Source organism: Corynebacterium sp. (assembly GCF_030532965.1).
Taxonomy (GTDB): Bacteria; Actinomycetota; Actinomycetes; order Mycobacteriales; family Mycobacteriaceae; genus Corynebacterium.
This window is the reverse complement of sequence record NZ_JAUNKC010000025.1, coordinates 20,222-40,349: the sequence shown is the minus strand read 5'-3', so window position 1 is coordinate 40,349 and position 20,128 is coordinate 20,222. Positions and strand designations below refer to the sequence as shown.

Below are 20,128 nucleotides of genomic sequence, written 5' to 3'. Positions count from 1 at the left end.
GCTGGGGTTCAACTCTCAAAATCCCTGGTAAACTTCGCCGCCGGATTGTCAATGTAAGCAAGGAGCTGGGGTTCAACTCTCAAAATCCCTGGTAAACTTCGTCGCGAATCTCCTGGGCGATACGGCTCGCTGGGGTTCAACTCTCAAAATCCCTGGTAAACTTCGATGATCGAAGCACCAAATCTTGAAGAAGCTGGGGTTCAACTCTCAAAATCCCTGGTAAACTTCGCATTGAATGCAGCTACCTAGTCCGTGAGCTGGGGTTCAACTCTCAAAATCCCTGGTAAACTTCATTGCGACCATCGTGCAAGAAATAGCCAGGCTGGGGTTCAACTCTCAAAATCCCTGGTAAACTTCTGCCATTTTTCTCGGCCAAAAAACAAGTGCTGGGGTTCAACTCTCAAAATCCCTGGTAAACTTCCCGAACGTCGCAGCCAAGTCGGCGCCTTGCTGGGGTTCAACTCTCAAAATCCCTGGTAAACTTCGGTAACCCCAAGTGCCGAACCATGCGGGGCTGGGGTTCAACTCTCAAAATCCCTGGTAAACTTCTGATTGGTATGGATAAGCAGGAAGAGTTGCTGGGGTTCAACTCTCAAAATCCCTGGTAAACTTCTGACCAGACACCTCCCCTCGCTCAACGAGCTGGGGTTCAACTCTCAAAATCCCTGGTAAACTTCTGCTGTACTACCCGCATGCGCGTGTCGGGCTGGGGTTCAACTCTCAAAATCCCTGGTAAACTTCTCAACCACGATCGCAACCGGATCCGCACGCTGGGGTTCAACTCTCAAAATCCCTGGTAAACTTCCGCCATTAGAGCAGCTTTTGATCGAGGGGCTGGGGTTCAACTCTCAAAATCCCTGGTAAACTTCAGTTAAAGTCAAAAATGGTCTTTTAACTGGGGTTTATCAGGGATCTTTTTCTAAAAAATTGTCAATTGGCCGGGTTTCTCTTCTGCATTTTCTTCAACTGCGTTTGAAAAACGAATCGTTTTCGCCCATTGCGTATCCGTTACAGATAGGATTCGAACGTCGCCGCCTTGGGGCAGATCTGATTTGATAGTTTTCGCGATATTCGAGACTCGTGTAGCTAACGGAAGATACTGGACATAAACACTGAATTGGGCACGGGCAAAGCCGAGATCAAGTAGTTGGTTACGAAATCTTGTAGCTTCCCGCCGTTGGCTTTTCGTGCCTACCGGCAAGTCAAACATCACCACACACCACACCGGAGCACTACCTTTCTTCGGCATCGAAAGGCCCTCTCCATGAAGGCACTTCCAACACATCAATTTCGCCTTCAAGATACATTCCAAATGATTGAGCGAAATCCTCAAAGGCCGTCGAAAGTAACTGCCCGCACTCGTTGAAAACTCCGTTACAATGCGCAACAATCTGACGCTTATCTTCGTTTGATAATTCGTCCTTCGGCGTTAAAGACGAAAACACAAAATGATCGATCATTGGCCGAAAAGGTTCCATCAAGTCATCGACAAGAGCGAAAGAATTGCTTCTACCTCGATGAAATACCCCCAACGCGCCATTCAGACCAGCAGCAGTGATTGCGCGGATTCCATGCCCGCGAAGAATTGTATATCCGTAATCGAGAGAATTATTGTATTTCCCGCCTACCCCAGGAGAACGAAAAAATTGGTGTTTTTTAGGTAAAGCTGCCCAGTACAGCCGAGCGGCTTGCGCCTCTTTATTGTCAGAATCACCTGACTTTACTTGCCGAGACAATTCATAAAGTGCTTTCGACTGATTCAGGTTTCCTAGCACGTTAAGCACATGCGCTTGACCAGCAATCTTTGAACGGATAATTCGAGCCCACGCTTGTTTCTTCCGTGGAATGGACACTGAGGCTTGTGCTTGTTGCCGCGCCCCAATTCTTGTGTGCTCAGACCAAGGATTCGCTGCAGCAATTGGAATCTTTCGCCAGTCACACACTAATAGCGCAATGTCGTATTCAGAAAACTTTGCTATCACAGCGCCACTTACTGAGACGGCTCCGCCAATAAGCACGACTGCAATTTGCACGAGTGGAATTTCATGGAATTCTGCACCACAAATCTTCAAACGTCCACGAACATAACGAAGCTCACCTGAAAACCCTGTGAGATCCAATATTTGCCACCCGTGCGAATTCACGCTATTTCACCTGCCACGAAACCGGAAGATGTGCATGACTTGAAAGGCGTGGACGCCCCAAAACGTCTCTGCGAATCACGGTGACGTTTCCGTTTGCAAAGAGCTTGTTTACTGCCGGTAACCAACCAGGTCTATCAAGAATTTTCCGTGTGTCTGTGGATGCATCAGGGCTCAAGCCTTCAGCACTCATCTGAAGCGGGCGAAGCCTAAGCTTTGAATCTGAGTAAAAGCCATCAACTCGCCAACGTTTGATAACACCCAGTTCTTTTTGCGCTTCTGCAACCTGTCCGGTATTGAAGCTAGTGGGGTCAATCATCAGCTCATCATCTGTGACTATCCAACCTAAATACTCAGCGGTTCCCTCCGCAAGCGCTTTTCGGAGTTTCGGCTCGCACTGCCTGACTGACATTGTCTGCGGTTTGAGCTTCACCGAGAAGAGATCTTCATTCCGGTATTTTTGGAGGTCAATTGCATAAACACGCATCATGCAAAAGGCCGTGTTCTTTCCGGATGGCACTTTATAGATACGTGCGTGGTGGAAGCTTGACCCTAATTCAACATAGCCGCCGCGCACTGCTAATGCCCCGGCGCCTACAGGGAAAACGGTAATTGTGTCATCGGCATTTAGCCGAGTGCCATGAATCCGAATTTCACGGTTTGGGTTCTCAGGCAAACCAGTTTTCGGATCATACTCTGGATCGCGAGTTAATGCGCACCATAATGCTTCGCTTGAAGCACGATCAATATCAACCGCAGAGATACCATCTCCGACCTTCAGCTGTTTTAGCTTTCCAATCGTATCTTCATGCACAGACCCATTTCCAAAACGGAGCCGAAGATTGGACATAACAACAATGCGGTCTTCATCAAGCGCACGAGTCAGCAGGTTTGCGAGGGCGTTCATTCGAGGCAGCCAGCGGTTCCAGGCAGCGCGGTGTGCTGGGTCTTTCCCAGTGAATTCTTTCCATTGTGGCGGCATACGCTTAATTTCCTGGCAGAATTTCTGGTTTGACCGTATTGCAAGGGTTTCAGCCACATAGTTGGATACGAACGCAATTACTGCTGCATCAACTGCGTGGTGCCGCCTATCCAGCCGTGATTTTCCGGTCCCATCAATAAACCGCAATTGTCCTGTTATTCCCGAAGCGGCTCGAGCTTCAGCGGTTAATGCGCCTTTATAAACTCGTACCTCGGTTCCGGCATCTTTGTACCGTTGAGCAATACGAGAGCGTAGTTCATTTGCCATCCACGCGACTGACTCAATTGATCGCGCATCAATTTCTTCATCCCTTGTCTTCCTCATGAGCCTTTGACGAACGTCTTTTGTGAACTCCGCGAACTGCTTAGCGCTTAAGCCCGGATCAGACACCCAATGCCGAGTTCGTTCAACGGCTTCTGCTACAGAAACACCTTTCCGCGCAGTTTTTTCTGCCCAAACTGCAAAAGGTATGTTGGATTTTTCTGAATTGCATGGTTTACAAACGGCGACAAGGTTTTCGCGTTTATTTGTTGAACCTTGCCCCATTTGCGGAACGATATGATCCATTTCGCATGTCTTGAAGTCAATCGGGAGACCGCAATACGCACACTGACAATTTTGTCGTTGGATTGACTGGAATCGCCATAAGTCTCCCCGACGAGGTTTTCCTTTTATCCCAAGGCGTTCATTCATCTGCGCAATCAATTCCAAATTGCGCTTTTCACGCCTCTTATTGCTCTTTTCTATCTCCCTTGTTTCGCTTTCAGAGATGAAAGCAGCACGAACATGCTCAATGTTGATACTCAGCGGCGAACCCCAGGCAGACTCAGCGGCGAGTAACCAACGAGCAACACCTTTTAGCACGCGGTCAACTGCCGGATTGCCAACTGGCTCGCCGATTTCGGGTGCTGGTGGAACCCAATCATTAGGAATCCCAAACTCGGCCTTCCGTGCTTCATAGAGATCCATCCCGTCAGTAAGCATTCGTTTTGTGAGTCGAACGAGAGTATTTTCACAATACGCAGCACGTCCGATAGGTAAATGCAACGAATCCAATTTAGCGTGCGTTTCATCATCTAATTCGGAAAAGAATGCTTGTACTTTGGCACCAGCAGGTGAGTCGAAATCATCCACCTCCGCATTCGACATTGCTTTTATCATTGCCGCTTTTTCTGCGTCATTAGCTTCATTCCACCAGGCAACCAGTGGTTTGATCTTACTGTTAAGTACCGCTCGATGCGTTTCAAAAACCGGAGGTTTGGATCCGGCCCGTTCACCGTCGTCAGTCATCGTTGCGGTTCCAAGGAGGTCTCCCCGGTCAATGCCAAGTATTTCTGCTACCCCTAACCAGGTAGGTTGTTCCTTTATTGGGAGATTTCTGAGGTAATCAAAAATGAGTTTGTTTTCTTCAGCGGACAAGCGTTTCGGCTCTCCTTGAACCCGAATTCGCAAGTTAGCTATCAGTGCAGCAATTCGGTAGTTTTGAAATTCTTCCGTCGCCTTAAGTGCGCGAAGTTTAGTTGGTTGTAAGGGATCCTTTCCAACGCGTCCAGCCGCTGATCCTTTTGGCGATTCGGCTGCAAAAACCTTGTCGATTATCTGCCCCACCAGATCATCGTCCAGGCCTTGAGTTTTTGCTATCTTTATGATTTCGGTGGCGTAGTCAGATTGATGCAACCGTGCTGATAAAAGCCCATTTGGCCCTCGGAGTTTTTGTTTACCGAGTTCGGCAGCGACAACGATATTTGCCAGCGTTGCGCCTTCAGAAATTTGTCGACCTATCGACTTAGATGCTAACTCCCTGATCCCCTCAAGCGCAGACGTCGGCTCCGTCATGACTTTCAGGGTGTCAACCTTAGAATATGGATTACGCCAACCTCTGTGCCGGGCAATATGCCGAAATGCAATTGAGAGCTTTTCTCCCCGCTCAGTCTCATCAGCAATAGGTGTTGATACCAGTTCATCACGGACACGCCAGGGATAGAACGGGTCTGAGTATTCTTCAAATTCTTTGGTGATCCATCCCTGGTTTTCAAGAAACGAATCAAGCGCGATCAACCGACGACGTTTTCTACGATACAAACGTCGTGTTCGGCGAGCGATCCCCGAGGAGGCAAGACGCGTAACCGCTTCCTTGATTTTATCTGGGTCTAAACCCGAATCGTGGATTAGCGAAACAGAACTCAAAATCTCTATTGGAAAATCATCCTCGTCCACCGCAATTGCAGACAAGCCCAATGAGTAACTTCCAACATCGATACCCACTCGGTATCTAACTCTTTCCATCGAATATTCTGCTTTCAGTAGATAGAGAAAAGCCGACAGCAGATGCTGTCGGCTTTTGGAGCATTCAGCATCGGAAACTAGCCAATGCCTTACTGAGGTTCAACTCTGGTAAAAATAATAAAGACATTAACGAGAGCAGTCAAGGTTAAGGTTAGAAATTTCCATACAGGGGGGTAAAAGCCTATCGCACAGAAAACGTTCAAACCACAAATAATCACCCAAAACCCATTTAAAAATACACAAAACCACATTAAACAGTAAGTCTAATCCACCCCCGTCGGCCTTCCTTAAATTAAACAAAATACATTGCCAGCAACCAGTCCGGTAACACCCAACTCGGCAGAGGACAGACTCATCACTGAAATCCCTAATCAAAACCCATTAAGAACAGATTTTTAGTATACTTGTTCGAGTTTTTGTAGATTTAACCCTACAATCAACCCGAAAAGAACATTCTTGTTTTCGTTTTTCGCATAACCGTATCCCCGCCCACACAAGGATTTCCTATGCCCCACGCCACCCACCGAACCCAAACATCTGTGGTCATGACGGATCATCCGGCATGGTTAGTGCAGGAAGGTGGGAAGTTTCGCTGTTGGCGGCATGCAGATGGTCGCATTCAGGAGGCAACGGTGACGGATATGGGTGCGTGGGTTGGTGGTTCACCATCCGACCATGCGCCGCACGTAGTCGCTACTATGCCCACACCTGGCCAGGAAACCCCAATCACTGTGCGACGGTGGGCTACAACCGATCTGTGGGAGGCGATCGCCGCCGGTATTGTGCGGCAAGTCATTCGCGCCGATCAAGCGCGGAAGCTCTACTCGGTTGCGGCGAGGCAGTTGGGCGAAGACTGCGGTAACGGTTTCCGGTTGTTCCCAAGCGCCGAGCAGGTTTTGTCGCGTCCTACCCAGGATTTCATTGATTGCGGCCTGGCGTTCCAGGTCCCGAAGTTGAAGGCGGCGGCCGAATGGTATGCCGCCGCCCCTGCTGCCCCACTGGAGTTGGATACCCTTGCCACGCAACTTAGCGGTATTCCGGGGATCGGCCCGTGGTCGGTGGGCGTTATTATCGCGGATATCAGCAATGATTTCGCGTGGTATCCCTATGATGATCTTGCGGTCCGGCGCGGTGCGCAGCGGTTGTGGCCGGATTATGGGTTCCCGGATAAACCCGGCGCGTTTGCCCGGCAATGGGCGGAATTCACTGGTGATAATCGAGCTGCGTTCACTGCGGTGGCGCTTTCGGGCATAGCGTCGTTGTAGGCTGCCACCGGTGCGGCGTCGAAAAGCATTATATCTTTTTCAGCAATCTGATTATTGTGCTCCGGGTGCGGGTGGTGGCGACGCCACTGGTTGCGGTTTCGATTTCGCGGGTGGGGCTGCCAGTGGTGTTGTTGCGTTTGCGGATGGTTCCCAGCGCGATGCCGTCGTCGATAGCAAAGATGGTCACGTCGTTTTTGGGATTTGTCCAGGGCAGTTCCCAGGTTGGTTCCGTGTTGCTTCTGAAGAACGTGACGGTTTCGCGGTAGGTGTCATCGTTGGTGTGGTGAGCGTAGCCGTCATTGGTGACGGTCTCTTTGAGACGATCGATGGGAATTATGAAGTTAGCGTCGTCGTAACCGCAGGTGTGCGCGATGGTTTCCGTCGCTTGTTGGGTGTGTTCGTCGGGTGTAGCGGTTTTGATTATCACTGTTCCATTGGTTTGAAACGACGTTGCGGCTTCGCAGCCAGCGTCACGAAACGCGGCTTCCAATTGGGCGTGGTTGGGAGAACCTGCATGGCCAAGGTTCATATTCCGGAAAAAGACTACGTAATTCACGCCTGCGGTTCCAAGCGTCTGTTGGTTATTGCCCAACCCAGATTTCTCCCAATGTCGTCCAGTGTTCGTCGGTCATTTTACTAGCTGGGGTCACGGAGACGTGATCGGCCCCGCCCTGGGCGGCGTAGCGAAGCGCCAAGGCCATGTCGGCCGGACTTACAGTTGTGCCGTTGTCGCCCCATAACCCGACGGAAATGGTGTATCGGTCGCCGTAGCGGTCGCTGAGCGAGGTAGCTAGCTCCTGGGAGTATCGGGCTGGTTTGTCGTTCATGACGTGGTAGTTCCATACCCCGATCCGGTCGGCGCGGCTAAGTAACGCGTCGTAGTCGTGGCCGGACAGCGCCCGGTCGGAGGTGGGATCGTCCCACGGGGCGCGCACGTCGAGTTCGAGTTGGGTGCTTTCCGGGAGTTGGTCTTGGATTTTTTCCGCCAAGTGGCGCAGTGCTTCGGATCGCCATTTCCCCAGGCTTGGGTCGGCGGTGTCGATGGTGGTGCCGGTGCGCGGCCAGTCGGCTGCGCCGCTGTATTTTTTGTAGGATTCGAGGTCGTCTTCGCCGAAGGTGAAGTCGTCGAACATCAGCTCAGTTAGCACGATGCGCTGTGGGTTGTACCTATCTGCGAGGTATTCGGCAAGCTCAATGATCCGGTCGCCGACTTCCCCGTCGCGCAGCGCCGTCACCGAGGCGAAGTTGGTGGAGCGCTCGCCGGTGGGTGAGACCCCGGCAAGGCTGGGATCTTCGGCGATCTTCGACGGCACCAAGGTGTCGATGATGAGGCTGTAGCGGTAGGAATCGCCGAGGGTGGTCATGGCGGTTTTCACCGGGTCGGCGGTATCGTCAAGCGCTTGGGAATCCGTATACGCAGGCCACGGGTGCGCGACCCATTCGACCCGGCCCACTCCCAGCCCCACGGCGTTGGCGCCGACGGTTTTCAGTTTGTCGGCGGCCCCCGCCCAGTCGTAGTCGAGGTTGGAGACGTCCTCAAAGCCGAAATTGACGCTGCGTTCTTCGGGTATGGGGGCGTCGTCAAGCTTTTTCAGCTCCGAGCTTGACCCGCACGCGCTAAGCAGCAGGATGCCGGTGGTGGACAATGCGAGTTGGAGAAATTGTCGACGTTTCATGGTTATGCTTCGCTCCGCTCTTGCTTTTCGACGCTGAGCCCTTTGATACTAATCGTGCCGGTACGTTCCAGCTTGTTCCAGTTCTTTTCAGCGCCCCGCAATTCGAGAATAACCGCCCAGCCTAGCGCAAAACCCATGACGGTTGCATAGATCGGCCACAGCGGAAACACCCAAAAATATCGTAGGTCTCTCCACGCCCGGTTAAGCGCAATGGAATACAACAAGACAATCAAGGCCAAGGTAAGCCCGATCAAACTAATCCACCCAATGAAGTCACTCGGCAGGTTATCGGGTTGCGTGATCAACACCACCGGCAGCCCGATCATGACGAAAATTTGGGCCACTGGAACCACGATCATGCTGAGGGTATTAAACAGAAGGTAGATGCCGAAAGCGCCGTACCGGGGGTTACCGATCATGTCTTTATGGATCACCGTCGATTGCAGCATTCCACGCGCCCACCGCACGCGTTGCCGCCACAACCCCCGCAGCGTCGACGGCGATTCCGCATAGACGACGGCTTTCGGGGCGAATTTCACCGTGTAGCCCGCCCGGTGCATTCGCCACGTGAGTTCCAGGTCCTCGCCAAGCGTGTCGGTGCGTAACGCACCTGCTTTCTCCAATGCCTCCCGGCGAAACATCCCGATGTTTCCGGACACCACCGGCAGACAGTCGATGACAGACAGGGCACGCCGAATGAAACCGGTGCCGACGTGGGAAATCAGCGATAATAGTTTGGTAAGCAACCGATCCAAGTTCACCGGACGGTCGTCCCCGCTTACCGCCCCTACCTTGCGGTTTTCGAAGGGGCGCAGCATTTCATTGATGGTGTCCTTGCCAAACACCCCGTCGGAATCCACATACATGATGAACCGGCCATTGGAGTAGGCCGTTCCCGTGTTCAATGCCGCACCCTTGCCGGAATTCGGCTGGTCAACGAAGATCGTCTTGGGGTAGGTTTGCGCCAATTCCCGCATGGTTTCGGCGGTGCTGTCGGTGGAACCATCATTGACCAAAATTAATTCGTAATTCTCGTAATTAGCGGCCACAATCGATTGCACACAGCTTACTACCACCCGATCTTCGTTATAGCCGGGCACGATGATGCTCACCAACGGTTCCTCGCGCTTGGGTGCTTTCGCTTGTCGACGCCTCCTGCGCGCGGCTTGGATCTCAAAAATTGCGGACAAGGGGATAAAGAGAATCTTTATCGCCCCAATCCAGAAAATAAACACACTCAATGCCGCAACGGTGGCGGTCACCAGTACCGACATCGACGCTGTCACTCCGTCGAAAAGCTAAGAACAGCGTTTAAAATCTCCGGTGCCTGTGAACTATTGGCACCAAACCGGGCATTGACCTCCAATACCACCGGTCGCCCATCCGCCATGCGCCGAATATCCAAATCCACCGGCCCCACCAGCTTTAAGGCGCGGCATGCCCGCACCGCAAGCATAGCCACATCCAGCGCCTCGGACGTATCAATCAACTGCACCAACGGCGCTTCCGTGCCGCAAAAATCTTCACGCTTCTTGTGCACAACCGCGACTAATTCCTCGCCATCCTTGGTGCCCATGTGCACCATCGGCGCGTATTCCTCGCCCGAAGCGAAAGCCTGAATGATGTAAGAATCATCGTACGCAGCCAAATTAAAGGACTCCGGCGAACGATGCACCTTGAAGCCGCGACCGCCTCGCGCCACCCGCGGCTTGGTAATAATCACCTCGCCCAGCTTGGCGAATACATCCTCGGCATCCTTGAAATCGCTCGGCAGCCCGAACGGCGGCACCGAAACCCCCGACTCCCGCAGCGCGCGCATGGTGAAAAGCTTATCGAAGCACTTCTCCACCGCCTCCGGGGCGGAAATAACCACATGGGCATCCGCGAAAACACCGACATTCGCGGCCTTAGCCACCATCAAAAGCTCGTCCGCAACCGTCGGAATCAACACATCAACTTGATACTGCTGAACTAATCGCGCTAAATGATTAATCATTTCCGGATCGTGCGCAGCCGGAACCAGCTCAAACGCATCCACCTCAGCAACCGGAACCTCCTGCATGTCCACGCCGATGACACTATGCCCACTGGTAGCCAATTGCTTCACCAACGCCCGGCCAGCTGGGCCGCCCACACCTGTAATCAAAATATTCATCTTCTACCTCAACCCCGCAATCGAATCCTTCAACCTGACAATTTCAAACCCCTCAGCCAATTCCACCTTCCCCTGGGCACCCCGGAAATTAGCCATGCCCTTGAGCCGATCACACCGCAAATAGCGCTTACCTGCCTGATCCCGATGATCCTGCACCGCCTTGACCTTGACATCCATATAATCCGTGATGTCGATGAACACGGCCGGGTTAAATTCCGCAGTCACCGACGGCGACTCGAAACACAAAATAGACGGGTGCTTCCGGGCAGCACGCAGCACCGCATAATGCACCGCTTGATGATCCTGGTGCTGATCATGGATCGAATGAGTAAAGATCACCTCAGGATTAATCTCATTGATCTTCGCCTCCACAATCTCCACCATCTCCATGTTGTGATCCTCCAACCGGGTATCGGTCAAGGAATACACGTCGATCCGCTTGATCCCCATCGTCCGCGCACCATTACGCGCCTCATCCGGACGCACCCCCTGATCACCACCCTGACGACCGTCACTCATGACGATTGCATGAATCTCATGACCTTCATCACTCAACCGAGCCAAAGTACCACCACAGGCGATCTCCAAATCGTCCGGGTGCGCACCAACAGCCAACACCACCTTAGGATGTACGGCCCGTTGCGGCGCCGCAATTCGATTGCGCAACAGCACAACCAGCAGGCAACAACAACCACAAATAATTATTGCCAACGGAATAGTCACCGACCAGGCCGCTTCCCCATTCACGGCAAGGATCCCCAAGGCGATAAGAACAAGTGCCAATACCGCTATGAACGCGCCACGAATCTGCGCCCCCGCAGCAAACCGCTTAAAGAACACTGTGCGACCATTGGGCGAAATCGCATATCCAATGAGCGCCACCACCAACAGCATTAAAACAATATAGAGGGCCATGACCAGCCTTTTCTTAACGTTAGATTAATAACGATCATTACTTTCAATTTTGCGCAATAGGTTTGGGTGACCACTGTTTTTCAAATTGAAACATAACGATACAGTGACTAACTGTATCCAAACGCAATCAATCGTGCGCAAATACATCATGAAAAAATTTTCATTTTTCTCACCGTTTCACACAATTGCTGGTCATGTCACCTATCCCCCCTATTGGGGAAATTCAAAGTACGCAAATCAAACGCAACAACACCCCCAAATGTGCTAACAACAAAAGCACTTCCCATTGGGGAAGTGCTTTTGTTGTTGGTGCGCCCGGGGAGACTTGAACTCCCACGTCACTAAGACACTGGAACCTAAATCCAGCGCGTCTGCCAATTTCGCCACGGGCGCTTGCCCTATGCATTCTACAACCAACCCCCCTGCCAAACACAAATCAGCAAGGGCGATTTGCGCAACACGGTATCCTTAAGGCTTGTGAGTACCAACGAAGAAACCCCTCGCCCGGTCAAGAAACTCAAAGTCAAAGCGTGGCACATCATCTTCCTTGCCATACTCATCACCTGCACCCTCGCACTCGCATGGTGGCAATGGACGCGGTTCCAATCCGGAAGCGGCACTTTCCAAAACTTAGGCTACGCCCTCCAATGGCCATTCTTCGGACTCTTCTTCGTCTACGCCTACAAAAAATTCATGGCATACGAAAACGAAAAACGGGCATTCGAAGCAGAACAAGCCGATGAGACGGAACAATTCACTATCCACGACGCCCCAAGCGACATGATCGACGAGGATTTCCTCCCGCAGAGAAAACAACTCACAATCGAGGAATACAATCAACAAAATCAACCCCGCCGACGAACGACCCACCTACAAGGAGACCCCCAATGACCATCCACCCCGAACGCAAAAAACGAGTAAAAACCGCACTCACCTTCTTCTCCATCTCCGCCTGGGTTACAGGCGTGTGGCTGCTGATCCTTACCGCCCGTATGATCGCCGAATACCTATTGGGGATTTCGGTTCCCCAATGGATGCACTATATTGGGCAAGTCCACGGGCTGTTCTACATCATCTACCTCATCGCCACCCTTAACCTCGGCACCAAAGCCCTCTGGCCTCCATTGCGCTGGGTGGTCACCGCGCTTGCTGGATGCATCCCGTTCCTGTCCTTCTTCGTCGAAAAGTGGCGGCGGGATGAAGTTACCGAAAAATTCCAGCTCAACGTTTCCTAGCTATTGGGGAAATACAAGTCCCCAATAGTTAGACTCAGTCAATACCCCAATCGGTTCCCTGTTGTGAGATATCCCCTTTAACAGGGAAAATACCTTGTCAGTTGGGCGTCGAAAAGCATAGGCTGCAGGGTATGAACCCCACTCCGCTTCTCGACGCCTACGCCGCGGCCACCCGGGCCAGCGCAGGCATCCTTGCGGAAATCAAGGGGGCAAAACCCAAACCAGAGCGTCTCGCGCAGCAACTTGGCATCACCCAGAACGCAGCAACCCAACTTTTACGCAACGCCACCTACTTTTCCGCCGAACAGTTAGCGGACATGGGGCACGCCCAGCTCACCATGGACACCATCGCCACCATTGGGCGATTCTGCCGAAAACTCTCCAATCTCGACATCGACCCCAACGAGTTCTTTCACCAATCAGTCGACTACGCGACCACCGCATCGCTAACGGAACTTACCGAACACCTGGCCGCCATCGTCGCACAGCACAACAAGGCTAAAGCAAACCGGCCCCGCGCCGACTGGGCCCGCTTCAGCCACAGCGCCGACTGCGACGGCAAAGCATATCTCAACATCAAAGCACCCGCCGCCGACCTAGCCCGCATCCGCAGCCTTATCGACGACGAAGCCAAAGCAACCTTCCACCAAGGCCACGCCACCAGCATCGCCGAAGCATACGCGCACATCATCACCAAACGCATCATCGAACACAGCCAACCTGCCACCGACCCAAACCCCAACCCCCACGACTTCCGATACCGGCCCTTCGTCACCATCTGCCACCCCTGGCAACTAAACAACCACGACGGAAAATACGCAACCACCGACGGCACGATTATCGATCCGGTCGAATTCTCCAATGCCATGCTCGAACCACTCGGCTGGGCCACCGTAGCCTACAAAAACCCAAACAACCAGCTAGAATTCACCCCACCCATCGAAATCCGCGCACGACAAGCAACCGACGCACAACGACTAATCCTCAGCAACGCACACCCCATCTGCGCCCACCCCGACTGCCGAATCCCCGCCCGATACTGCCAAATCCACCACATCGAAGCCTACGCCGCCGGAGGCGTCACCGACCTACCGAATCTGGTGCCCTTATGCCTTCGCCACAATAAAGAAAACGACGACGACCCCACCAAACCCAAAAACGGCCGAATAGAAAAAGACCCCGTAACCGGCCGAATAGGGTATCGACGAAAACCAAACGAGCCCTTAAGACACAACCGGGCGCCCATCGTCCGATACGGGGCATTCGAACAAGCCAAACGCTACTTCGACACCAATTCCGCAGAATAGGCCGAGAATAAACGTTCTCGGCCTAAAGGTGCTGCCCAATAATTGGCGCTAATTGGAGCAATGCTTTACGACGGTGGCTGACCGCATTCTTCTCATTGGGGGAAAGCTGGGCACTGCTGCGCATCGTGCCACTTTCAACCTCCTCATTGGGGACGAACAGTGGATCGTAACCAAAACCGTTTTCGCCTCGAGGCTCCCGCAGCAACCAGCCGTCCCAACGCCCCTCAGCAAGATACTCCTCCCCATTGGGGAAAATCAACGCACACACACTCACGAATGCCGCTTGCCTACGCTCATCAGGAACATGCGCCATTTGCTCCAATAGCAGGGAATTATTGGCGGCATCATCCCCATGATTGCCAGCCCACCGTGCGGATAGCACACCAGGACAACCATTTAATTCCTCAACAGAAAGACCGGAATCATCCGCAATCGTAATCATCCCCGTATTGGAGACGCCTGCGCGGGCTTTAATAAGCGCATTATCCGCAAAAGTTCGCCCATCCTCGACAGGTTCCGCATACTCAGGAGCATCGCGAAGTAAAACTACTTGGACACCAGACAGACCGAACTCTGCCAATATGGTTTCTAGTTCACGAGCCTTTTTCGCATTATTGGAAGCAAGCAGTATCTCCATCATTTCCCCAATGCCTTAAGTTGGGCTTGAATTAACTCCCTACAACCTTTCTCAGCGTAATCCAGCATGTCATTGAGCTGTTGTCTGCTAAAAGTATCGTGCTCGCCAGTACCTTGAATCTCTACGAATTTTCCATCCGCAGTCATGATCACATTCATATCGACTTCAGCTCGTGAATCTTCTTCATAAGGCAGGTCAAGGCACGTGTGCCCATCAAGAATCCCCACCGATACGGCCGCCACAGGAGGAAGAAGCGGTTCCCCTGGCACCACGCCTTGGTCTTTCAAAAAAGCGATGGCATCTGCCAATGCCACGTAGGCACCTGTGATTGAGGCTGTTCGAGTGCCGCCGTCTGCTTGCAACACATCGCAGTCGATTTGAATTGTGTTTTCCCCCAATGCTGTCAGGTCAATCGCTGCGCGTAGGCTTCGGCCGATCAGGCGGGAAATTTCGTGGGTGCGACCTTTGACTTTTCCTTTGAAGGATTCGCGCGGCATGCGCTCATGTGTGGCGGCAGGAAGCATTGAGTATTCGGCGGTTAGCCACCCTTCACCCGAGTCTTTTTTGAATCGGGGAACACCGGTTTCGACGCTTGCGGTACACATGACTCGGGTGTTGCCGTATTCGATTAGTACGGAACCTGCCGGATTGGTGGTGAAGCCACGAGTGATCCGTATTGGGCGAAGTTGATCGGGGGCGCGGCCATCTGCACGAGTGAAAACTGTCATAGTTGTTAACTTTAGTGCTTGCCGACGTTTCCCCAATAGTTAGATCGTCAATTCCAACCCCGAATACGCCACTTCAATCGGCCCGTCGTAGTGTCGCGCCGCGGCTTTTTTCGCGGCTTCGGCATCTGCCCACGGTGGGATGTGCACAAGCACCAGCTTTTTTGCCTGGGCTTTAGCTGCAATCGTTCCGGCTTCGTTTCCGCACATGTGCATATTGGCGGCTTTATTTGTGCTGGATTCACACCAGGTGGCTTCGCATAGGAAGATGTCGGCGTTACGAGCGCAGTCTATAAGTTCTTCGGTGTATGCGGTGTCACCGGAGTAGGCAATGGTTTTTCCGGTCGAATTTTCGGTAATCCGAAGTGAATACGATTCGATGGGGTGGATCGCTGGATATGGGGTGATGGTTACCGTGTCGAATAATTGGGAAACGTGGTTTTCCCAATAGGTGAAGGCGAATGTGTCCGACATATCGTCTATTTCGCCTGGCTTATCCGCGCTCAGCCGCCCGAGGTGTTCCGGAGTTGCGATTGGCCCCGCACACAGGTTTCGGGCTGGTGCGGGCCGGGTCGGATGGTATCGCCGCCACACTAGCAATGACGGGAAGTCCAGGCAGTGGTCGGGGTGTAGGTGGGAGAATATGACGTGGGCGTCGTTGGGGTCTTGGTGTTGTTGGAGTTTTGCTAGCACGCCTGGCCCCATGTCCATGATGATGCTTGGTCCATGGTTGGGCTGTATGAGGTAGCCAGATGCTGGGTTCGTCGGCGCCGCTACGCTGCCGGAGCTTCCTAATACAATCACCTTCATGGTCTTACTTTCCCATGTTTTTCCCCAATAGGGAATTTTTTTGGTGGGGATTACATCGGGTTTAGCTTTTCGACGTGCGTCACATGCGGCCCCAGGAAACGTTCGGCAAGCTGGGCGAACATGTGGGGGTCGCCGGTGGATTCGAAGGTTTTGACGGGGGCTACGGTGTCGTCGGCAAGCAAATTGTGGGTGGTGAGTTCCTTGAGGACGTCTTTGGCGGTTTCTTCAGCCGAGGACACTAGTGTCACATGGTCCCCAATAGCGAGTTGGATGACGCCGGACAGCAACGGGTAATGGGTGCACCCCAATACCAGCGTGTCCACGCCAGCGGCCTGTAGTGGTTCTACGTAGCTTTGGGCAACGCCTAGGATTTGTCGGCCGGAGGTTATTCCGCGTTCGACGAAGTCGACGAAGCGGGGGCAGGCTTGGGCGTACGCGGTGACGTTTGGGTTGACTGCGAACAGGTCTTGGTATGCGCCGGAGTTGACTGTCCCTTCGGTGCCGATGATGCCTATTTTTCCGTTTCGGGTTGTTGCGATCGCGCGTCGTACCGCGGGTTGGATAACCTCGATGACGGGTACGTCGTAACGTTCGCGGGCATCACGTAAGCAGGCGGAAGAGGCTGTGTTGCAGGCTATGACGATCATTTTGCAGCCGCGTTCGACGAGTTCGTCGGCGATATTGAGCGCATGATTGCGGACTTCAGCGATCGGCAGTGGGCCGTAGGGGCCGTTGGCGGTGTCCCCAATGTAGGAGATGGACTCATTGGGGAGTTGCTCCATGATGGTTCGTGCGACGGTCAGTCCGCCGACTCCGGAGTCGAAAATCCCGATGGGGGCATTGTGGGGGGTTTGCGCTGGGGTTGTCACGTTCCCCAATGGTAGTGATTTTCTCCCCTATTGGGGAATTGCCGGATGTAACGTTTCGTTTGCTATGGACTATTTATCTATTTGTATTAGTCTTGATGGGTCTAGGTTTCCCCAATGAGAGGTCGGTTGTTATGAAGTCTCGTCGGTTTGTGGCTGCGATATCCGCAGTTGTGGCTGGGTTTAGTTCGGTAGTGGCGGGCCCGATGGCGGTCGCCCAGGAAAAAAATGTCGTTATGTTTGGTGATTCGGTTTTGGCGAATCCGACATTTTTGTGGGCGGAGATTTTCCAGGGGCCGGGTAAAGCCACGAAGAACGCGCCTGGGGATTGGCGGTGCCCCCGCGGCGAAAGCCGGATTGCGGCGTCGTTGCAGCGGGAAATTGGCGGCAAGGTAGAGGATTTCGCCTGCACCGGCGCGGTTGCGTACGCCCCTATCGATTCCAATAAGAGCTTGAAGAAGCAAGTTGATACCGCACTCAATCAGAATCAGCTGACTCCTGCGACAACGAATGTGTTGATTCAGATCGGTGTCAATGACACGTGGAAGGCACCTGGTTTGTATCACATCCAGTCGAAGAACTTCGTCGACGAAATGCGCGCACAGGTCGGCCGTATTAAGGCTGCAGCCCCTAACGCTCGGGTATCTTTCGTGAGCTACCCGGCAATGGTGGGTCCGCATGGTGAGACCTGCCCGTTCCATATCAATAATGCGCCTGCCCCGGTGATTCCGGTGGGCGCGGTACGGTCGGCGTTGAATGCTGCTCACGATTGGCAGCGGCAGTCGGCTGCGGCTACGGGTTCGGATTGGATCAATATTGAGCCGGAAACTACTGGGCATGATATGTGCGCCCCGCAGAATCAGCGGTGGGTTGCCGGGATTTTGGATAATTCTACCGAGCCGTACAATATTACGACTCACTTAACGCACCGAGGCAACGACGAGGTCGCTAAGATTTTGAGTCGCCACCTCTAGGAGACAACGAAACACCAGCCGTGTGCTGGTGTTTTTGCTTATCGACGCCCCGCCGCCGCACGTTTTGCTTGCAGCGCTGGCGGGTCGTCGGAGGTTATGAACGCTCCAGCGACCATTCCCCCAATAGCGCCGAATAGGTGGGCCTGCCAGCTGACACCGGGCTCACCTGGCAGCACTCCCCACACCAGTCCGGAGTACGCAACAGCAAGCACAAACCCCAATAGGACTTGGTTGAGGCTGCGGTTGAAAATGCCTCGAATAATCAGGTAGGCCAGCCAACCGTAAATCAACCCCGATGCCCCAATATGGGTTGTGCCAACACCACCGGTGAACCACACGCCGATCCCACCAATCGCCATCGTGATGAGCGTGACTTCCCAATAGACCCGGGCTCCGGACCATCCGATAAGAAACGAGAACACTGCCCCGGGCACGGTATTGGCTATCAGGTGGTTGAAGCTGCCGTGGATCAGCGGGGAGGTGACAATATGCCACAGGGTGGCCGGGTCAAGCGGCCGGATGCCGAAGTAGGCGAGGTGATTGCTGAATACGGAGGCGTTGATGATGTGCACCGCCCAGATGATGAGGGTGTATCCAATGGCGAAGCTTAGGGCGGTTGTGATGCCGCCGCGGGTTGGTTGCGTCATGGGTGGACTTTCGTGGTGTCGTCGAAAAGCTCGTTGAGGGTAGTTAACCCGTAGCCGGGTTCGGCGGAGGCTACCGCCGTAATGATAGCGTCGGATACCACGGTGGCGGCGGCGTGGGACAGCTGCCGCATAGTGTCGATATCGACGCCGACGGGGTCCGGCGTGGTCGACAGCGCGAAAAGTGTGTCGCCGTCGAGTGGACTGTGGGCGGGCCGCACCGCCCAGGCGATCCCGTCGTGCCCGGCGATTGCGAGTCGTTTCGCCTGAGCCACGGTGATCGGCGCGTTGGTAGCGAGCACACCAATGGTTGTGTTCAGCTGCGCGGTGTGCGGCGGCAGCGCGCGGTACGCCGCCGGATCCACCCGCATGTCCGGCCGCGCCCACAGCGCCCCGGTGTCGGGATTAATAATGTCGCCGACGGGGTTGGCGACGATCGCCGCAGCGACCACCCATTCCCCAATACGGGTCGACGCCTGCCCGAAGCCGCCCCGCAGTTTACCGGCAGTCGCCCCACAGCCCGCCCCAATGCTGCCATTGCTTTTCGACGCCACCCCGTTCAGCGCCGCTTCCGCCGCCTGGTACCCATCGGCGGCGGAAGGGCGATTGTCCGCATCCCCAACCAAGAGGTCGAAGATCACCGCGGCGGGCACTATTGGGACAATCGGGCCGGGCACGGATTTCCCCAATACCGGGAAGCCGATCCCCGATTTCTCCAATAGGGTCATAACCCCGTCGGTCGCCGCCAAGCCGTAGGCGGAACCGCCGGAAAGCGTGATCGCGTGGACGTGCTGCACCGTGTTGTGCGGTTCTAGAAGGTCTGTTTCGCGGGTACCAGGCCCGCCGCCGCGTACGTCGACCGCGCAGATCGCGGGGGTTTCCGGCACTATGACGGTGCAGCCGGTATCCCCCAGGCTGCGGTGACCGATTCGGATGCCGGGGACGTCGTCAAGCGTTCCGCTCACGAGGGGTACTCTCCTGTCATCGCGCTGAGCAGGGACTCTTGGTTATAGGCCAGCCATTCCACCAGGTTGTCCCGGTCTTCCGCGTGTTCAGCGTCGGGCACGTCGCTGGCGGCGAGGAATAACCGCATGTCGTTCAGCGCGATCAGCCAGGCTCGGGCTTGTTCTTCCGTGATGGTCACCGATACCGACCCATCGGGGCCGACTGCCTCCCCTAGGATGGCGAGATTGATGAGTTTCGCCTTGGTGATGTCCGATTCGTGGAGGGATCGCAAGAGGGAATTGTCGCCGTCGTATTCCTCGTCGCCGTCTCGTTCAAAATCTGGCAGGAGCCGTAACAGCGCCGGGTCTGCGGGGGCTTCTTTATGCCCTGAGGGCATTCCCGCCAATTCGGCCAGTTCGTCCTTAGGCGCGGATTGGGCTCGGTGCATGAGCGCGTCGGCGACGGTGGCCGCTATGTTCCCCAATACCTCGCGTTCGATCGGTTCGAATACGCAGGAGTATTTCGGTTGGCTGAACAGCCCTTTTTTGCGTTTCCAAGCTTTCAT

At 54.0% G+C, this 20,128-nt stretch carries 20 protein-coding genes, 1 tRNA gene and 1 CRISPR repeat array (1 of these 22 only partly in view); of the genes, 5 read left to right on the top strand and 16 right to left on the bottom strand.

Annotated features, from left to right (window positions below; translation table 11 throughout):
• Nucleotides 1-869: a CRISPR direct-repeat array (repeat unit 36 nt; unit sequence GCTGGGGTTCAACTCTCAAAATCCCTGGTAAACTTC) (it extends 384 nt beyond the left edge of the window).
• 50 nt (nucleotides 870-919) lie between these two features.
• Genes cas2 through cas9 form a run of 3 tightly spaced genes read right to left on the bottom strand, consistent with a single transcriptional unit; the run spans nucleotide 920 to nucleotide 5,409 of the window.
• A complete protein-coding gene (gene cas2, locus Q4D85_RS10925; RefSeq protein ID WP_303200383.1) occupies nucleotides 920-1,249 on the bottom strand; it encodes a CRISPR-associated endonuclease Cas2 in 330 nt (109 codons plus the stop codon).
• Complete coding sequence (gene cas1, locus Q4D85_RS10920; protein WP_303200381.1) at nucleotides 1,233-2,144, bottom strand: type II CRISPR-associated endonuclease Cas1; 912 nt, start codon at nucleotides 2,142-2,144, stop codon at nucleotides 1,233-1,235. The genes cas2 and cas1 overlap by 17 nt, the downstream gene beginning before the upstream one ends.
• Before the next feature lies 1 nt (nucleotide 2,145).
• Nucleotides 2,146-5,409: a type II CRISPR RNA-guided endonuclease Cas9 gene (gene cas9 / locus Q4D85_RS10915; RefSeq protein ID WP_303200379.1), complete on the bottom strand. Its 3,264-nt coding sequence runs from the start codon at nucleotides 5,407-5,409 to the stop codon at nucleotides 2,146-2,148.
• Between the two features lie 506 nt (nucleotides 5,410-5,915).
• Here cas9 and Q4D85_RS10910 point away from each other — a divergent pair.
• Nucleotides 5,916-6,674 (top strand): hypothetical protein, encoded by a 759-nt coding sequence (locus Q4D85_RS10910; protein ID WP_303200377.1) that lies wholly within the window; start codon nucleotides 5,916-5,918, stop codon nucleotides 6,672-6,674.
• A gap of 28 nt (nucleotides 6,675-6,702) precedes the next feature.
• Here the strand turns inward: Q4D85_RS10910 and Q4D85_RS10905 are convergent, their stop codons facing one another.
• The 6 genes from Q4D85_RS10905 to Q4D85_RS10880 all read right to left on the bottom strand — a co-directional run bounded on the left by Q4D85_RS10905 (nucleotide 6,703) and on the right by Q4D85_RS10880 (nucleotide 11,813).
• Entirely contained in the window at nucleotides 6,703-7,230 is a 528-nt protein-coding gene (locus Q4D85_RS10905) for a DUF1697 domain-containing protein (protein WP_303200376.1), read from the bottom strand.
• 25 nt (nucleotides 7,231-7,255) lie between these two features.
• Nucleotides 7,256-8,350: a hypothetical protein gene (locus Q4D85_RS10900; RefSeq protein WP_303200375.1), complete on the bottom strand. Its 1,095-nt coding sequence runs from the start codon at nucleotides 8,348-8,350 to the stop codon at nucleotides 7,256-7,258.
• 2 nt (nucleotides 8,351-8,352) lie between these two features.
• On the bottom strand, nucleotides 8,353-9,624 hold the full coding sequence (locus tag Q4D85_RS10895; RefSeq protein ID WP_303200374.1) for a glycosyltransferase family 2 protein: 1,272 nt from the start codon (nucleotides 9,622-9,624) through the stop codon (nucleotides 8,353-8,355).
• 8 nt (nucleotides 9,625-9,632) lie between these two features.
• Complete coding sequence (locus tag Q4D85_RS10890; RefSeq protein ID WP_303200373.1) at nucleotides 9,633-10,505, bottom strand: ATP-grasp domain-containing protein; 873 nt, start codon at nucleotides 10,503-10,505, stop codon at nucleotides 9,633-9,635.
• A gap of 3 nt (nucleotides 10,506-10,508) precedes the next feature.
• Nucleotides 10,509-11,420 (bottom strand): PIG-L deacetylase family protein, encoded by a 912-nt coding sequence (locus Q4D85_RS10885; protein ID WP_303200372.1) that lies wholly within the window; start codon nucleotides 11,418-11,420, stop codon nucleotides 10,509-10,511.
• A gap of 307 nt (nucleotides 11,421-11,727) precedes the next feature.
• A tRNA-Leu gene (locus Q4D85_RS10880) sits at nucleotides 11,728-11,813 on the bottom strand.
• Nucleotides 11,814-11,897: 84 nt separating this feature from the next.
• Here Q4D85_RS10880 and Q4D85_RS10875 point away from each other — a divergent pair.
• The 3 genes from Q4D85_RS10875 to Q4D85_RS10865 all read left to right on the top strand — a co-directional run bounded on the left by Q4D85_RS10875 (nucleotide 11,898) and on the right by Q4D85_RS10865 (nucleotide 13,962).
• A complete protein-coding gene (locus tag Q4D85_RS10875; protein WP_303200371.1) occupies nucleotides 11,898-12,311 on the top strand; it encodes a hypothetical protein in 414 nt (137 codons plus the stop codon).
• A complete protein-coding gene (locus Q4D85_RS10870) occupies nucleotides 12,308-12,655 on the top strand; it encodes a DUF3817 domain-containing protein (protein WP_303200369.1) in 348 nt (115 codons plus the stop codon). Before Q4D85_RS10875 ends, Q4D85_RS10870 begins: the two co-directional genes overlap by 4 nt.
• A 131-nt stretch (nucleotides 12,656-12,786) precedes the next feature.
• A complete protein-coding gene (locus tag Q4D85_RS10865) occupies nucleotides 12,787-13,962 on the top strand; it encodes an HNH endonuclease signature motif containing protein (RefSeq protein ID WP_303200367.1) in 1,176 nt (391 codons plus the stop codon).
• 22 nt (nucleotides 13,963-13,984) lie between these two features.
• Here Q4D85_RS10865 and rdgB read toward each other — a convergent pair whose 3' ends face one another.
• From rdgB to murI, 4 genes are read right to left on the bottom strand one after another with little or no spacing between them, the layout of a single operon-like run.
• Nucleotides 13,985-14,599 (bottom strand): RdgB/HAM1 family non-canonical purine NTP pyrophosphatase, encoded by a 615-nt coding sequence (gene rdgB / locus Q4D85_RS10860; protein WP_303200392.1) that lies wholly within the window; start codon nucleotides 14,597-14,599, stop codon nucleotides 13,985-13,987.
• The gene (gene rph / locus Q4D85_RS10855) at nucleotides 14,599-15,327 is read right to left on the bottom strand and encodes a ribonuclease PH (protein ID WP_303200366.1); all 729 of its coding nucleotides are present in this window, start codon (nucleotides 15,325-15,327) and stop codon (nucleotides 14,599-14,601) included. The genes rdgB and rph overlap by 1 nt, the downstream gene beginning before the upstream one ends.
• Nucleotides 15,328-15,366: 39 nt before the next feature.
• Nucleotides 15,367-16,134, bottom strand: coding sequence for an MBL fold metallo-hydrolase (locus Q4D85_RS10850; RefSeq protein ID WP_303200365.1), 768 nt, complete (start codon nucleotides 16,132-16,134; stop codon nucleotides 15,367-15,369).
• Between the two features lie 50 nt (nucleotides 16,135-16,184).
• Complete coding sequence (murI, locus tag Q4D85_RS10845) at nucleotides 16,185-17,003, bottom strand: glutamate racemase (protein ID WP_303200364.1); 819 nt, start codon at nucleotides 17,001-17,003, stop codon at nucleotides 16,185-16,187.
• A 131-nt stretch (nucleotides 17,004-17,134) separates the two neighbouring features.
• Between murI and Q4D85_RS10840 the strand changes: the two genes are divergently transcribed.
• Nucleotides 17,135-17,974, top strand: a complete 840-nt coding sequence (locus Q4D85_RS10840; protein ID WP_303200363.1) for a GDSL-type esterase/lipase family protein — start codon at nucleotides 17,135-17,137, stop codon at nucleotides 17,972-17,974.
• A 38-nt stretch (nucleotides 17,975-18,012) separates the two neighbouring features.
• Here Q4D85_RS10840 and Q4D85_RS10835 read toward each other — a convergent pair whose 3' ends face one another.
• From Q4D85_RS10835 to Q4D85_RS10825, 3 genes are read right to left on the bottom strand one after another with little or no spacing between them, the layout of a single operon-like run.
• Nucleotides 18,013-18,621 carry a rhomboid family intramembrane serine protease gene (locus tag Q4D85_RS10835; protein ID WP_303200362.1) on the bottom strand — a complete coding sequence of 203 codons (609 nt, stop codon included), beginning with the start codon at nucleotides 18,619-18,621 and terminating at the stop codon, nucleotides 18,013-18,015.
• A complete protein-coding gene (locus tag Q4D85_RS10830) occupies nucleotides 18,618-19,583 on the bottom strand; it encodes a P1 family peptidase (RefSeq protein ID WP_303200361.1) in 966 nt (321 codons plus the stop codon). The genes Q4D85_RS10835 and Q4D85_RS10830 overlap by 4 nt, the downstream gene beginning before the upstream one ends.
• Nucleotides 19,580-20,128, bottom strand: a complete 549-nt coding sequence (locus tag Q4D85_RS10825; RefSeq protein ID WP_303200360.1) for a DUF2017 domain-containing protein — start codon at nucleotides 20,126-20,128, stop codon at nucleotides 19,580-19,582. Before Q4D85_RS10825 ends, Q4D85_RS10830 begins: the two co-directional genes overlap by 4 nt.